Annotated in this window: 15 protein-coding genes; 11 read left to right on the top strand and 4 right to left on the bottom strand. The window is 68.8% G+C overall.

The features are described from left to right. The first annotated feature begins 6 nt into the window (after positions 1-6). The 11 genes from btuB to FIV34_RS19055 are packed head-to-tail and all read left to right on the top strand — an operon-like array spanning position 7 to position 10,531. The gene (gene btuB / locus FIV34_RS19105; RefSeq protein WP_246058684.1) at positions 7-1,887 is read left to right on the top strand and encodes a TonB-dependent vitamin B12 receptor; all 1,881 of its coding nucleotides are present in this window, start codon (positions 7-9) and stop codon (positions 1,885-1,887) included. Between the two features lie 23 nt (positions 1,888-1,910). Further along, a complete protein-coding gene (locus tag FIV34_RS19100; RefSeq protein ID WP_139985081.1) occupies positions 1,911-2,492 on the top strand; it encodes a hypothetical protein in 582 nt (193 codons plus the stop codon). A gap of 23 nt (positions 2,493-2,515) precedes the next feature. Next, the gene (gene cobO / locus FIV34_RS19095) at positions 2,516-3,118 is read left to right on the top strand and encodes a cob(I)yrinic acid a,c-diamide adenosyltransferase (protein ID WP_139986101.1); all 603 of its coding nucleotides are present in this window, start codon (positions 2,516-2,518) and stop codon (positions 3,116-3,118) included. Next, positions 3,115-4,404: a cobyrinic acid a,c-diamide synthase CobB gene (locus FIV34_RS19090; protein ID WP_246058683.1), complete on the top strand. Its 1,290-nt coding sequence runs from the start codon at positions 3,115-3,117 to the stop codon at positions 4,402-4,404. The genes cobO and FIV34_RS19090 overlap by 4 nt, the downstream gene beginning before the upstream one ends. Positions 4,405-4,418: 14 nt before the next feature. Next, positions 4,419-5,309 (top strand): adenosylcobinamide-phosphate synthase CbiB, encoded by an 891-nt coding sequence (gene cbiB, locus FIV34_RS19085; protein WP_246058846.1) that lies wholly within the window; start codon positions 4,419-4,421, stop codon positions 5,307-5,309. Continuing rightward, positions 5,302-6,258 (top strand): threonine-phosphate decarboxylase CobD, encoded by a 957-nt coding sequence (gene cobD / locus FIV34_RS19080; protein ID WP_139985080.1) that lies wholly within the window; start codon positions 5,302-5,304, stop codon positions 6,256-6,258. The genes cbiB and cobD overlap by 8 nt, the downstream gene beginning before the upstream one ends. Beyond that, complete coding sequence (locus FIV34_RS19075) at positions 6,255-7,721, top strand: cobyric acid synthase (RefSeq protein WP_139985079.1); 1,467 nt, start codon at positions 6,255-6,257, stop codon at positions 7,719-7,721. Before cobD ends, FIV34_RS19075 begins: the two co-directional genes overlap by 4 nt. After that, a complete protein-coding gene (cobU, locus tag FIV34_RS19070) occupies positions 7,718-8,239 on the top strand; it encodes a bifunctional adenosylcobinamide kinase/adenosylcobinamide-phosphate guanylyltransferase (RefSeq protein WP_139985078.1) in 522 nt (173 codons plus the stop codon). Before FIV34_RS19075 ends, cobU begins: the two co-directional genes overlap by 4 nt. Further along, on the top strand, positions 8,236-9,279 hold the full coding sequence (gene cobT / locus FIV34_RS19065) for a nicotinate-nucleotide--dimethylbenzimidazole phosphoribosyltransferase (protein WP_139985077.1): 1,044 nt from the start codon (positions 8,236-8,238) through the stop codon (positions 9,277-9,279). Before cobU ends, cobT begins: the two co-directional genes overlap by 4 nt. After that, a complete protein-coding gene (locus tag FIV34_RS19060) occupies positions 9,276-9,815 on the top strand; it encodes a histidine phosphatase family protein (protein WP_139985076.1) in 540 nt (179 codons plus the stop codon). The genes cobT and FIV34_RS19060 overlap by 4 nt, the downstream gene beginning before the upstream one ends. Next, the gene (locus tag FIV34_RS19055; protein WP_139985075.1) at positions 9,812-10,531 is read left to right on the top strand and encodes an adenosylcobinamide-GDP ribazoletransferase; all 720 of its coding nucleotides are present in this window, start codon (positions 9,812-9,814) and stop codon (positions 10,529-10,531) included. Before FIV34_RS19060 ends, FIV34_RS19055 begins: the two co-directional genes overlap by 4 nt. 50 nt (positions 10,532-10,581) lie before the next feature. Here the strand turns inward: FIV34_RS19055 and grxD are convergent, their stop codons facing one another. From grxD to FIV34_RS19035, 4 genes are all read right to left on the bottom strand, one after another. Then, entirely contained in the window at positions 10,582-11,505 is a 924-nt protein-coding gene (grxD, locus tag FIV34_RS19050) for a Grx4 family monothiol glutaredoxin (RefSeq protein ID WP_139985074.1), read from the bottom strand. A 72-nt stretch (positions 11,506-11,577) separates the two neighbouring features. Beyond that, complete coding sequence (locus tag FIV34_RS19045; protein ID WP_139985073.1) at positions 11,578-12,441, bottom strand: UDP-2,3-diacylglucosamine diphosphatase; 864 nt, start codon at positions 12,439-12,441, stop codon at positions 11,578-11,580. 73 nt (positions 12,442-12,514) lie between these two features. Beyond that, positions 12,515-13,132, bottom strand: coding sequence for an SGNH/GDSL hydrolase family protein (locus FIV34_RS19040; protein ID WP_139985072.1), 618 nt, complete (start codon positions 13,130-13,132; stop codon positions 12,515-12,517). Continuing rightward, positions 13,132-14,376, bottom strand: a complete 1,245-nt coding sequence (locus tag FIV34_RS19035) for an aminotransferase class I/II-fold pyridoxal phosphate-dependent enzyme (RefSeq protein WP_139985071.1) — start codon at positions 14,374-14,376, stop codon at positions 13,132-13,134. Before FIV34_RS19035 ends, FIV34_RS19040 begins: the two co-directional genes overlap by 1 nt. Between the last annotated feature and the right edge of the window lie 18 nt (positions 14,377-14,394).

The following is a 14,394-nucleotide window of genomic DNA, read 5'->3' as shown; positions in this document are numbered from 1 at the left end:
TCCATCGTGTCTTTTCGTCCGTCTCGCCTTGCGTGCGCCGTCGCGCTCGTTCTGTTCGCCCCCATCGCCGCCCACGCCGACGATGCCGCGTCCACTGACCTGGACAAGGTCGTCGTCACCGCCAGCCGCACCGAGCAGACGCTCAACCAGGTGCTCTCGGCCTCCACCGTGATTGACCGCGCCGACATCGAGCGCCTGCAGCCCTCGTCGCTGGCCGACCTGCTGCGCGCCACGCCGGGCGTGTCCATTGCCAACAACGGCGGCCCGGGCAAGGCCACCTCGGTCTTCATGCGCGGCACAGAGTCGGACCACGTGCTGGTGCTGGTCGACGGCGTGAAGATCGGCTCGGTCACCTCGGGCACCGCGGCGTTCCAGGACATCCCGGTGGACCAGATCGAGCGCATCGAAATCGTGCGCGGCCCGTACTCCAGCCTCTATGGCTCCGACGCGCTGGGCGGTGTCATCCAGATTTTCACCCGCCACCCGCAGGGCGCCTTCGTGCCCAACCTCTCGGTGGGTGTCGGCAGCTGGTCCACCCTGCGTGGTTCGGCCGGTTTCTCCGGCCGTGGCAGCAACGGCTGGTACTCGGTGGAAGCCAGCCATGACCAGACCCATGGCATCAATGCCTGCCGCGGCAAGCCCAGCCCGGGTGGTGGTGGCTGCTACACGTACGAGCCAGACGCCGATGGCTACCGCAACAACGCGCTGTCGCTGAAGGGCGGCTGGCGCTTCGACGAACAGTGGGATGCCGACGCCAGCGCCACGCGCACCGAAGGCCGCAACCACTACGACGGCACCAGCAGCAACTTCGCCGAATCGGCCACCCAGGCCCTCGGCGGCCGCCTGCGCTATCGCCCGTCGCAGGATGCCCTGCTCACGTTGAATGTCGGCCGCAGCGCGGACCTGTCCACCGACTACGAGAGCGGCGTGTACGCCGATACGTTCAACAGCCATCGCGACCTGGCGTCGCTGCAGGCGGACCTGGGCAAGGTCGGCGGCGCGTACGGCCTCACCACCCTGGGCTTCGACTGGCAGCGTGACCACGTGGTGGGCAACACCGATTACTTTGTCGACGCGCGCCGCAACCACGCCCTGTTCGCGCAGTGGCAGCAGGAGTTCGGCGACAGCTCCGTGCAGGGCAGCCTGCGCCGTGACGAGAACAGCCAGTTCGGTGGCAAGACCACGGGCAGCCTGCAATACGGCTACGCGCTGACCAACGACCTGCGCGTGACTGCCAGCTACGGCACCGCGTTCAAGGCACCGACCTTCAACGACCTGTATTACCCCGATTACGGCAACCCGGACCTGCAGCCGGAAACCTCGCGTAACTGGGAGATGGGCCTGCGCGGCACGCCGGGCTGGGGCCACTGGTCGGTGAATGCGTTCCAGAACCGCATCGATCACCTGATCGTGTTCGACTCGAGCCTGACTGGCCCGCTGTTCCCGTTTGGCGGTGCCAACAACATCGATCGCTCGCGCATCCGCGGCGTGGAGCTGGCCGGCGATACCACGCTGGGCGAATGGCGCCTCGGCGGCAACGCCACCTGGCTGTCGCCGGAAGACGACAGTGACGACGCCACCCACGGCAACCTGCTGCCGCGCCGTGCACGCCGCACCGCCAACGTCGATGTGGACCGCAGCTTCGGCGCCTTCAGCGTCGGCGCCAGCGTCTTCGGTTCGGGCTACCGCTATGACGACACCGCCAACCTGCACCGCCTGGGCGGTTACGCGCTGACCGACCTGCGCATGGCCTATGCCATCGACACCGCATGGAACGTCGAGCTCGCCGCCAGGAACATCTTCGACCGTCACTACGAGACCGCGCGTTACTTCAACCAGCCCGGCCGCAACTGGATGCTCACGTTCCGCTACCAGCCGCGTTCCTGATCCGCTTCCTGGAGGACACCCCGATGAAACCGCTCTCCCGTCCCGCCTTCGCGGCCATGGCCGCGTTGTTCGCCATCGTCATGATCGCCACCCGCTTCAATCACTTCGGCGACATGCTGCACCTGCCCGATGCCTCCATGGCGTTGTTCTTCCTGGGCGGCATCTACCTGCGCAAGCACCTGGCCTTCGTCGCCTTCGTGCTGCTGGCCGTGCTGGTGGACTGGTATTCCATCAGCTACGCGGGCGTGAGCGACTTCTGCATCACCGTGGCGTATTCCTTCATGCCGCTGGCGTACGCCGTGCTCTGGTACGGCGGCCGCCTGCTGGCGCCGCGCTTTGACGGATCGCTGCGGTCGCATGGCCTGGTGTTCCTCGGCATCGTAGTGTGCGCCACGCTGAGCTATGCCGTATCCAACGGCGCGTTCTACTGGCTGGGCGGGCGCTACACGGACCCGAACATGACCCAGTACGTGCAGCGCTTCATGCAGTGGGCGCCGCTGTTTGTCCGTGCCGCGGCGCTGTATGTGCTGGCGGCACAGGTGATCCATGCGGTGGTCGCGCGCTTCCTGCCGCGCGAGGGTGGCCGCGGCGCGGCGCACGTATGAGCGACAAGCCCGCGTGGGGCGAGATGGACGACGCCGCGCGCTATCGCGACCGCGCCCAGCGGAAAAAGGAACTGGTGGACCGGCGCATTGCCCGGGCCACCATCGACCGGGGCGTGCTGGTGGTGAACACCGGCAACGGCAAGGGCAAGAGCTCGTCCGGTTTCGGCATGCTGGCGCGCTCGCTGGGCCACGGCTTGCACTGTGGTGTCGTACAGTTCATCAAAGGCAGCTTCTCCACGGGCGAGGAGGCCTTCTTCCGCCAGTTTGAAGGCGATGGACTGGATTACCACGTGATGGGCGAGGGCTTTACCTGGGAAACCCAGGACCGTGAGCGCGATATCGCCGCCGCCACGGCGGCGTGGGCCGTCGCCGAGCGCATGCTCGGCGATGACGCGTACGACTACGTGCTGCTCGACGAACTCAACATCGCGCTGGTGAAGGGCTACATCCCGCTGGATCGTGTGATCAGCGTGCTACTGGCACGACCTGGGCGACAGCACGTGGCGATCACCGGCCGTGGCGCACCCGATGCACTGGTGGCCATCGCCGATACCGTGACCGAGATGCGCGTGGTGAAGCACGCCTTCCAGGCGGGGATCAAGGCGCAGAAAGGTATCGAGCTGTGACCCGCCACTGTCCCGCGCTGCTGGTATCCGCGCCCGCGTCGGGGCAGGGAAAGACCAGCGTCACCGCCGCGCTGGCTCGCGCGCATGCCCGGCTTGGCCGCCGCGTGCGGGTGTTCAAGACGGGGCCCGACTTCCTCGATCCGATGATCCTTGCGACGGCTGCCGGCTCGCCGGTGTACCAGCTTGATGCATGGATGGGGGGCGAGGATGACGTTCGCGCGCGCCTCTACGCGGCGGCGGGCGAGGCCGACCTGATCCTGGTGGAAGGGGTGATGGGCCTGTTCGATGGCGCGCCGTCGAGTGCCGACCTGGCGTCACGTTTTGGCCTCCCCGTGTTGGCGGTGATCGATGGATCGGCCATGGCCCAGACCTTTGGCGCACTCGCGCACGGGTTGGCGACGTACCGTGACGATGTCACGGTACAGGGCGTGCTCGCCAACCGCGTGGGCAGCGAGTACCACGCGACCCTTCTGCGCGAGAGCCTTCCGCCGTCGATCGCCTGGCACGGTGCCTTGCCGCGCGATGCAGCGATGACCTTGCCCGAACGGCACCTGGGCCTCGTTGCCGCAGGCGAGCTCGACGACCTGGAGGCACGGCTGGACGGGCTGGCTGATGCCCTGGCCGCACGGTCACCGCTGGCGCTGCCGCCGCCGGTCGCCTTCGAGCCAGTCGCCCCGGTAGCGCGCCAGGTGGCGTTGAGCGGCGTGCGTATCGCCATCGCGCGGGATGCGGCGTTCGCGTTCGTGTATCCCGCCAACCTCGACGTGTTGCGCGACGCCGGGGCGTCGCTGCTGTTCTTTTCCCCGCTGGCCGGTGATCCGCTGCCGGCCTGCGATGCCGTGTGGCTCCCCGGTGGCTATCCCGAGCTGCACCTGGACTCTCTGGCTGACCGGCATGACCTGCGCGAGGCATTGCACGCGCATGTCGACGCCGGCCGGCCGTTGCTCGCCGAGTGCGGTGGCTTGCTCTATGCGCTGGACCGCCTGGCCGACAAGAGCGGCCACGAGGCGCGCATGGCCGGACTGCTCCATGGCCATGCCGCGATGCAGCCACGCATGGCGGCGCTGGGCATGCAGGGTGTCGCCTTGCCCGAGGGCGAACTGCGCGGGCATTCGTTCCACTACGCACGGGCGACGATCGACGATGCCCCGCTGGCCCACGCGACGAACCCGAATGGCGGCCCGACCGCTGAAGCGGTGTATCGGAGTGGGCGAATGACGGCGAGTTTCGTGCACTTCTATTTCCCGTCCCACCCGGACGCTGCCGCGCGCCTGTTCCTGCCGTGAGCGTCGCGTTGGCCATGCTGCTCGCGACAGGGCTGGATGCGTGGTTGGGTGAACCGAAGCGCTGGCATCCGCTGGTGGGGTACGGGCGCGTCGCCAGCGCCGTGGAGCGCTGGCTTCATCGCGATGCGCGCGTCGCGGGCGTGGCCGCATGGTGCCTGGCGGTCGGGGTGCCGGTGGCGTTGCTCGTGGCGTTACGCGGGGTGCTGCCGGCGTGGGCCGTGTTCGTGCTGGATGTCGTGGTGCTCTACGCGGCGATCGGCCGGCGTAGCCTTGGCGAGCACGCCCGCCCCATCGCCGACGCGCTCGCACGCCATGACCTCGATGCCGCCCGCGTCGCCGTCGGCTGGATGGTCAGCCGCGACACCGCCGCCCTGACGGCCTCGCAGGTGGCGGGCGCCGCCACCGAATCGGTACTGGAAAACGGACACGACGCGGTCTTCGGCGCGATGTTCTGGTTTGCGCTGCTCGGTGGCCCTGGCGCGCTGCTCTTCCGGTTGGCCAACACGCTGGATGCGATGTGGGGCTATCGCACGCCGCGTTACCTGCATTTTGGCTGGGCCGCCGCACGCCTCGACGATGTGCTCGGTTACCTCCCCGCACGACTCACGGCACTCACCTACGCGATGGCCGGTCGCTTTGATGGCGCGCTGCGTTGCTGGCGCGCGCAGGCGCCGCGATGGAAAAGCCCCAACGCCGGCCCGGTGATGGCTGCCGGGGCAGGGGCCCTGCATGTGGCGCTGGGTGGCCCGGCGCCGTACCACGGCCAATGGCAGGAACGCCCGCTGCTCGGCGAGGGCGATGCGCCCGATGCGACGAGCATCCGTGGCGCGCTTGGCCTCGTGGATCGCGGCGTCGCGGTATGGCTCGTTGTCGCCCTGCTCATCGGAGTGGTTGCGCATGCTTGAACACGGCGGACGCCTTGCCCGAGCGGTGGCCAGGTACGGCCTACCGCGCGACCAGTGGCTCGACCTGTCAACGGGCGTGAGCCCCCACGCTTGGCCTGTCCCGGCGATTCCAGCGGACGCGTGGCACCGCCTGCCCGAAGACGAGGACGACCTGCTCGACGCGGCCCGCGCGTACTACCGCTGCGACGCACTGCTCCCGGTCGCCGGAACGCAGGCGGCGATCCAGGCCTTGCCCCGCCTGCGCCCACGCTGTCGCGTCGGCGTGCTGGCGCCCGGCTACGCCGAACACGCCCACGCATGGCGCGAAGCAGGCCACGACGTCACGCTACTGCCCATGGACGACCTGCTCGCGCGCGCCGACACCTTCGACGTCACCGTCTTCATCTCCCCCAACAACCCCACCGGCGAACGCCTCCCCCATGTCGTCTCTCGCGGTGACCATCACCGCTGGACCATCATCGACGAAGCCTTCGCCGACACCCACCCCGAACACTTCCTCCAACCACGCGAAGGCCTGATCCTGCTCCGCTCCATCGGCAAGTTCTTCGGCCTGGCCGGCGCACGCGCTGGCTTCGTCGCCGCCTGGCCCGCGCTGCTCGACGCGCTGCGCGAACACCTTGGCCCCTGGTCGCTCACCGGCCCCACGCGCTTCGCCGTCGCCGCGGCGCTTCGCGACACGGCATGGCAGGCGACGATGCGCGAGCGGCTGCGCGCCGACAGCGCCGCCCTTGCCACAACACTCAGCGAGGCCGGACTGCCACCCACCGGAGGAACCGACTTGTTCCAGTACTGCGCCCATCCCGACGCCGCGCGCCTGCATGACGGCCTCGCTGCAAGGGGCATCCTCGTTCGCCTGTTCAACGAACCGTCTGCACTGCGCTTTGGCCTGCCGCCCGACGGTGCCTCACTGGCACGACTGGCGAACGCGATGCGCGAGGTCATGGCGTGACCGCCCGCGTCCTGATGGTGCAAGGCTGCACGTCCGATGCGGGCAAGAGCATCGTGGTCGCCGCGCTGTGCCGCTGGCTGGCGCGACGCGGCGTGCGCGTCGCGCCGTTCAAGCCGCAGAACATGGCGCTCAACGCGGCCGTGACCGTCGATGGCGGCGAGATCGGCCGCGCCCAGGCCGTGCAGGCCCAGGCCGCCCGCGTGGCACCACATACCGACTTCAATCCCGTCCTGCTCAAACCGAACAGCGACACCGGTGCGCAGGTGATCGTCCACGGCCATCCCGTGGGCAACATGGATGCCGTGGGCTACCACGCGTACAAGCGCGTGGCCATGGACGCGGTACTGGCCTCGCATGCGCGCCTCTCCGAGGCGTATGACGCCATCGTGGTCGAAGGCGCGGGCAGCCCCGCCGAGGTGAACCTGCGCGAGCGCGACATCGCCAACATGGGTTACGCCGAGGCCGTGGACTGCCCGGTGATCCTCGTCGCGGATATCGACCGCGGCGGCGTGTTCGCGCACCTGGTCGGCACGTTGGCGGTGCTCGCGCCGAGCGAGCGTGCGCGGATCGTCGGCTTCGTCATCAACCGCTTCCGCGGCGATCTCTCGCTATTGCAGCCGGGCCTGGACTGGCTGGAGCGCGAGACCGGCAAGCCGGTGATCGGTGTGCTGCCGTACCTGCACGGGCTGGTGCTTGAAGCGGAAGACGCCTTGCCGCGCGTGCATGCCGTACGCACCGGGGCGCGCCTTCGCATCGCGGTGCCGGCCCTGCCGCGGATCAGCAACCACAACGATTTCGACGCGCTGCGCGCGCACCCCGATGTCGACTGCGTCTTCGTCGGCCCGGGCGACGCCATCCCCGCGTGCGACCTCATCGTGATCCCGGGCTCGAAGTCGACCCGCGCCGACCTTGCCTGGCTACGCGAGCGCGGCTGGGACAAGGCGATCCTGCGCCACGTGCGCTATGGCGGGCAGGTGATGGGCATCTGTGGCGGTTTCCAGATGCTCGGCCACGCCGTGCACGATCCCGATGGCATCGAAGGCGAGCCCGGCTCCAGTGATGGGCTTGGCCTGCTCGACATGGAGACGGTGATGACGCCGCATAAAGTGCTTCGTCGCGTGACGGGTACCTTGCACGGCAGCGACGCCCGCGTGAGCGGTTACGAAATCCACTGCGGTGTTTCACGTGGCCCGGCGCTCGATCATCCCTTCGCCGTCCTCGGCGCGCCCACGTATAACGATGGCGCCGTTTCGGCAGATTCCCGGGTGATGGGCACGTATCTCCACGGCGTGTTCGATCACCCTGATACCCTCGCGGCACTGTTACGCCACGCTGGCCTGGCGGATGCCGCACCGCTTGATATCCATGCGCTGCGCGAGGCGTCGATCGACCGGCTCGCCGACACCCTCGATGCCCACCTGGATACCGGCCGCCTGGCGGACTGGTTTGGATTGCACGGATGAAGACGCTGATCCTTGGTGGCGCCCGTTCGGGAAAGAGCGCGCTGGCCGAACGCCTCGCCTGCGAGAGCGAAAAGGACGTGGTCTACATCGCGACGGCCCAGGCGCTCGATGGCGAGATGGCCGAGCGCATCACGCACCATCGCGCACGTCGACCTTCGACATGGCTCTCCGTCGAGGAACCGCTCGCCCTCGCCGCGGCCTTGCGCGAGCACGCCGCACCGCACCGGCTGCTGCTGGTGGACTGCCTGACCCTGTGGCTCTCCAACGCGCTCGGGATCGATGACGGCAGGCATTTCGCCAGCGAACACGCCGCGTTACTTGCCGCCGTAAGCGACCTGCCGCACGACATCGTTATGGTGAGCAATGAGGTTGGCCTCGGCATCACCCCGATGGGCGAACTCACGCGCCGCTTCGTCGACGAAGCCGGTCGCCTGCACCAATCCCTCGCGGTGGCCTGCGAACGCGTTGTGTTCGTGGCCGCCGGGCTCCCCCTCGTGATGAAAGGATCGCTGCCATGAAACGCTGGATGACCGTGCCCTGCCGGGTTCCCGACCACGCCGCCGCGGCGGCAGCGGCGGAACGCCAGGACACCCTGACCAAGCCCCCGGGCTCGCTCGGCCGCCTGGAAGCGCTGGCCATCCAGCTCGCGTCATTGCAGTCGCGCAAGCGTCCGCGCGTGGATCGGGTGCATATTTCCGTCTTCGCGGGCGATCACGGCGTGGCGGCCGAAGGCATCTCCGCCTTCCCGCAAGCGGTGACCGGCGAGATGCTGCGCAACTTCGCCAACGGCGGCGCGGCCATCGCCGTGCTCGCGCGAGAGCTCGGTGCCACGCTGGAGGTGGTGAACCTGGGCACGGTGAACGACCCGGGCGAGATCCCCGGCGTGCGCCGAGAGATCATCGCACCATCGACAGCCAACCTGCGCCACGTGCCCGCCATGACCGACGACGAACTCGACGCCGCGTTCGACGCCGGTATCCGCAGCGTGGCGCGCGCCACCGCGGATGGCGCCGAGCTCTACATCGGCGGTGACATGGGCATCGGCAACACCACGGCGGCCAGCGCGCTGGCGTGCGCGCTGCTGGGCGAGAAGCCTGACGTGCTGGCCGGCCCCGGCACCGGCCTCGACAAACAGGGCGTGGCGCGCAAGGCGCAGGTGATCACCGACGCGCTGTGTGCCCATGCCTCGGCGATAGCGCCGCGCGAGATGCTCCGCCACTACGGGGGCTTCGAAATCGCCGCCCTCACCGGTGCCTTCGTCGCCGCCGCGCAGTGCGGCCTGCCGGTGCTCGTCGATGGTTTCATCGCCAGCACGGCCGCGCTGGCCGCCGTGGCACTACGCCCCGATGCGCGGCCGTGGATGATCTTCGCGCACCGCTCGCACGAGCGCGGCCACGGCCGCGTGCTCGATGCGTTACAGGCCTCGCCGCTGCTGGACCTGCACATGCGCCTGGGCGAAGCCAGCGGCGCCGCCGTGGCCGTGCCCCTGCTGCGCATGGCCTGCACGCTGCACGGTTCGATGGCGACGTTCGCCGAGGCCGGTGTCTCCGAGGCATGAGCATCCACCTCCTTCGCCACGGCGATACGGGGCATCGCAGCTATCGCGGCCAGCTCGATGATCCGTTGACCGAACTCGGCTGGTCGCAGTTACGGGCCGCCGTGGAAGGGCAGGCATGGGACCGGATCGTGTCGTCGCCGCTCGTGCGCTGCGCGCACTTCGCGGAAGAGCTGGCAGCGAAACGCGCCATACCGCTACGGCTCGATGCGCGTCTGGTGGAGTATCACTTCGGCGCCTGGCAAGGCGTGTCGATGGAAACACTGGCGGCCGGGCAGGGCGACGCACTCGGCCGGTTCTGGAAGGATCCGGTGACGTATCCACCGCCAGGCGCGGAAACCTTCGACGCCTTCGGGGCGCGGCTGTCTGCGGCGATGGATGACATCGCGAGCGAAGTCCACGGCGCGCGCACGCTGGTCGTCACCCACGGCGGCGCGATCCGCCTCCTGCGCTGCCTGGCCGAGCAGCGGCCACTCGCCGACATGGCCGGGTTCGACGTACCGCACGCGTCGTTGCACGGCATCCACTGGGGACACTGATGCGCGCCATCGTCATCGCTTTCGCCTTTCTCACTCGCCTGCCGATGCCGAACGTGGCGTGGGATGTGCGTGCGCAAGCGGCATCGCTGAAGTGGTATCCGCTGGTCGGCCTCGTCCTGGGCCTGCTCTTCGTCCTCGTCGCGTGGTGCCTGCGCCATGTGCCGGCGTTGCCCGCCGGCGCGCTGATGCTCGTCCTGTGGGTGGTGATCACCGGCGCCCTGCACCTCGACGGCCTTGCGGACAGCGCCGACGCCTGGGTCGGGGGCCTTGGCGACCGCGCACGCACGCTGGCGATCATGAAAGACCCACGCTGCGGCCCCGCCGGCGTGATGTCCCTGGTGCTCGTTTCCCTCCTCAAATTCGCAGCCCTAAGCGCCGTTCGCGACCCCCTCCCCTGGGCACTCCTCCTCCCCCCACTCCTCGCCCGCGGCGCCCTCGTCGCCCTGTTCCTCACCACGCCCTACGTCCGCGAAAAAGGCCTCGGCGCACCCCTCAGCGGCGCCCCCGCCCTCGGCTGCCACATCGCCGTCGCCCTGACGCTCATCATCACGTTCGTGTTCGGCTACGCGGGCCTCAAAGCCCTCGCGGCCGCCCTCGTCGTCGGCTATCTCTGGCGGCGCACCTGCGTGCACCGCATCGGCGGCTTCACCGGCGACACCGCCGGTGCGATGGTCGAACTCATCGAAGCCGCGATCCTCCTGGCAATGGTGCTCTAAAACAAAAAAGGCGCCCGGGTGGGCGCCTTTCGTGTACTACGACGGGTGGCTCAGTACAGCGCGACCGTCGGGTCGATCTGGCGTGCCCACGCGTCCATGCCGCCGTCGACGCTGTACAGGTTCGTGAAACCATGGGCGGCGAAGCGCTCAGCGGCCGTGCGGCTGGAGATGCCGTGGTGGCAGATGAACGCGATGGCGGTGTCCTTCGGCAGGGTGGCGAGGGCTTCGTAGCCTTCGTCTTCCAGGATGCGCGCGCCGGCGAGCGGAGCGGCGGCAGCGCGGCCGTGGGCCGGGCGGACGTCGACCAGCACGATGTCGTTGGCGGCCAGGCGGTCCTTCAGCTCATGCACGCTCATCGAGGCGATCTCGACGGCGCCCGGGAACTTCAGGCTGAGGCCTTCGCCCTGCACGGTGGTGACCCAGTCGATCACGATGCCCTTCGCGCGCTGCGCGCTGCCCGGATCGAAATGCACTTCGATACCGCTGGCGACGGTGACGATGTCGTGGTCGCCGGCCGGGGCCAGCTGGAAGCCGGCGCTGTGGTCCGGGCCGATTTCCAGGTGCAGGGCCATGCCCTGGGCATTGGCCATGCCGCCACGGATGGCTTCGGCGGCCTTCTCGGTGATGGTGATTTCCGGCGGCGTGCGGTCCGGCGCGGCCGAACCGAACAGGGTGTACAGCTCACCGCTGGTGTACATCTGGCGGATGATGTCCGAGCCGCCGACCAGCTCGCCCTTCACGTACAGCTGGGGAATGGTGGGCCACTGGCCGTATTCCTTGATGCCCTCGCGGATTTCCGGGTCTTCCAGCACGTTCACCGTGTGGTACGTCTCGACCACGTCGTTCAGCGTGTTGGTCGCCGCGGCGGAAAAGCCGCACATCGGCTGCTGGCGCGTCCCCTTCATGAACAGCACGACCTCGTGCTCGGCGAGAAGGGATTCGATGCGCTCGCGGGTGGGGGTATCAAGAGCCATGGAGGGGATCACCGCAAAGGAAAGGGGCCATTTTACCGGCATCCCTCGCAGATGGGCGCTATCAATGTGAAATCAACCCGCCAGGGCGGGCGCCAGCGTCGAAAGATCGTTCCGGCAATCCGCCAGCGGGGCGAAACTGAGCACCGCCGCCGGGGAGGGCAGGATCGTCTCACGGCTGGCGCGACCGAGCGGGGTGTAGCGCTCGGTCCAGTGGACCAGTTCCATGGCGCCGCTGAAGTCCTCGACCAGCGCCGTGCAATGTTCCACCCAGTCGCCGTCGTTGAGGTACAGGATGCCGTTGATCGGGCGCATGTGGCCGAAATGGATGTGCCCGCAGATATGCCCGTCCAGGCCACGCTCCGCCGCGTCGGCGGCCACGCGCTGCTCGTAGCCGCGGATGTAGGCCATGGCCAGGCCGATGTGCGACTTGATGATGATGGAGAGCGGCACGTAGGGCAGTTCCATCCGCCGGCGCACCGCGTGCATGCGCCGGTTGGCCCAGCAGATGAAGCGGTGCATCGTGTCGCCCAGCAGGGTCAGCCAGCGCTTGCCGATATGCTCGGGGTCGAATTCGTCACCGTGGCTCACCCGGTAACGGCGGCCATCCGCGCCTTCGTGCAGGGCATCCAGCTCCACGCGGATACCCGCGAGCGTGGAACCGGCCAGGCCGCGCATCTGGTAATCGTGGTTGCCGGGAATGTAGATGACCTCGACGCCGCGCGCGGCCATCGCGATGAGTTCCGCGATGACGGCGCTATGGTCGGGGTGCCACCAGTGGCGTTTGGCGAGGGCTTCCAGGTCGATGATGTCGCCGACGAGGTAGAGCCGTTCGCATTGCACGCTACGCAGGAAGTCGAGGAGGTAGGCAGCCTTGCAGTCGGGCGTGCCTAGATGCACGTCTGAGATGAAGGCGCTGCGGCAGGTGAGCTTGGCCATGGCGTCGATTTCCGGGGTTGTCCCGGGAGATCAGTGTCGGGCCGAGCTGTAACCATCGGATGGCGTTCGTGTTTCAGGAACGTTTCTGTTCCTTCAGCGCGGCCTCGGCCTGGGGCAGGATGGCCTCGACCCACCGCGCGTACTGCGCGGCGGAGGGGTGCAGGCCGTCGTCGACGAGCATGGCGTCGGCCGCGCCTGCCGTGCGCGAGATGCCGGTGATGTCCACCCAGCGGGCAAAGGCACGCTGGGCCTCGTCGCGGGCGATGGCGTTGAACGCGTCGATGGCATCGGCGATCGCGGCGCGGTCGCGACCTTCGGCGAAACGCGTGACCCCCCAGTCGGGAATCGATACGACGATGACGCGGCGCGCATCGCCGGCCAGGGCGATGGCGCGTTCAAGCAGGGCGAGGAACTGTTCGCGGTATTCCGCCGACGCGCGGCCGCGGTACTGGTTGTTCACGCCGATGAGCAGCGTGACCAGGCCATAACCTGCGTGCAGGCCGGCCTCATCCATGGCGGCCGAGAGCTCGTCCGTCGTCCAGCCGGTGGTCGCGATGATCCGCGGTGCCTGCAGTTCGACGTGCGTCGCATGCAGCCGCGCCACGAGTTGCACGGGCCAGCGGCCGTTCTCCGGCACGCCCTCGCCGATGGTGTACGAATCGCCCAGGGCGAGGAACGTGGGTGCCGGCATCAGGCGACCGCGCTCGTCGCAGGGCGGTCTTCCGCCGCCATGCGGGCCAGCACGCGGTCCATCCGGGTGAACACTTCGGCCAGCTGGGCGGGCTCCGGCAACAGGGTCAGGCGCAGGTGGCGGCTGGCCGGCAGGTTGAAGCTGGTGCCGGGCACCACGAGCACTTCTTCTTCGTCGAGCAGGCGCAGGGCGAACGCGGTGTCGTCGAAGTGCGCGATGGCATCGGCGCGCACCCAGGGGAAGGCGTAGATGGCGCCACCGGGTGCGACGACGTCGAGATACGGGCTGGCCGCGACGTGGTCGAGCACGATGCGGCGTGCCTCGTGGAGGCGGCCACCGGGCGTGGTGAGTTCACCGATGGTCGGCGTGTCGAGCAGCGCGGGACGCACGGCCCACTGCGCGGTGACATTCGCGCACAGGCGCAGCGCGGCGAGCAGCTGCAGCGCGTCGCGGTACTCGGCGATGCGTGCCTTCGTGCCGGTCAGGCTCATCCAGCCCACGCGATAACCGCAGGCGCGATGCACCTTCGACAGGCCGCCGAAACTCACGCAGGGGTGATCACCCGCGACCGCGGCGAGCGGCTGGAACGGCGTGCCGTCGTAAAGGATCTCGTCGTAGATTTCGTCGCACAGCAGCAGCAGGTTATGCCGGCGCGCGACCTCGACGATGCGCTCGAGCAACGCCTTCGGATAGACGGCGCCCGTGGGGTTGTTCGGGTTGATCAGCACCAGCGCACGCGTGCGCGGGCCGACCAGGGCGTCGATCTCGTCCGGGTCGGGCAGGTGCCCGTTCTCGGCCAGGCAGCGGTAATAGCGCGGGCTGCCATCGTTGAGGATGGTGGCGGCGCTCCACAACGGGTAATCCGGGCTGGGCAGGAGCACTTCGTCGCCCGGCTGCAGCAACGCGCGCAGGGAGATGTCGATCAGTTCGCTGACGCCATTGCCGACGAACACATGCTCGGCATCCACGCCCTGGGCGCCGCGCGCGAGCTGCTGCGCGACGATGGCCTCGCGGGCCTCTTCCAGGCCCTGCTCGTGGCCATAGGCTTCGCTCTCGCCCAGGTGGGTGGCGATGGCCTGGCGCAGGTGGGCGGGGGTGGTGAAGCCGTAGCGGCCGGGGTTGCCGATGTTCAGCTTGATGATCGGCCGGCCGGCCGCTTCCATGTCGCGTGCGCGCCGGGTCAGGGCGCCGCGGATTTCGTAGCGCACTTCCGCCAGGTGCGCGCTGGGCTTGATCGAGGACACGTTCTGGCACTTCCGGTG

The organism is Luteibacter pinisoli, assembly GCF_006385595.1.
In the GTDB taxonomy this organism is placed as follows: Bacteria; Pseudomonadota; Gammaproteobacteria; order Xanthomonadales; family Rhodanobacteraceae; genus Luteibacter; species Luteibacter pinisoli.
The sequence above is the reverse complement of the archived record's forward strand: the minus strand, read 5'-3'. Positions and strand labels throughout refer to the sequence as shown.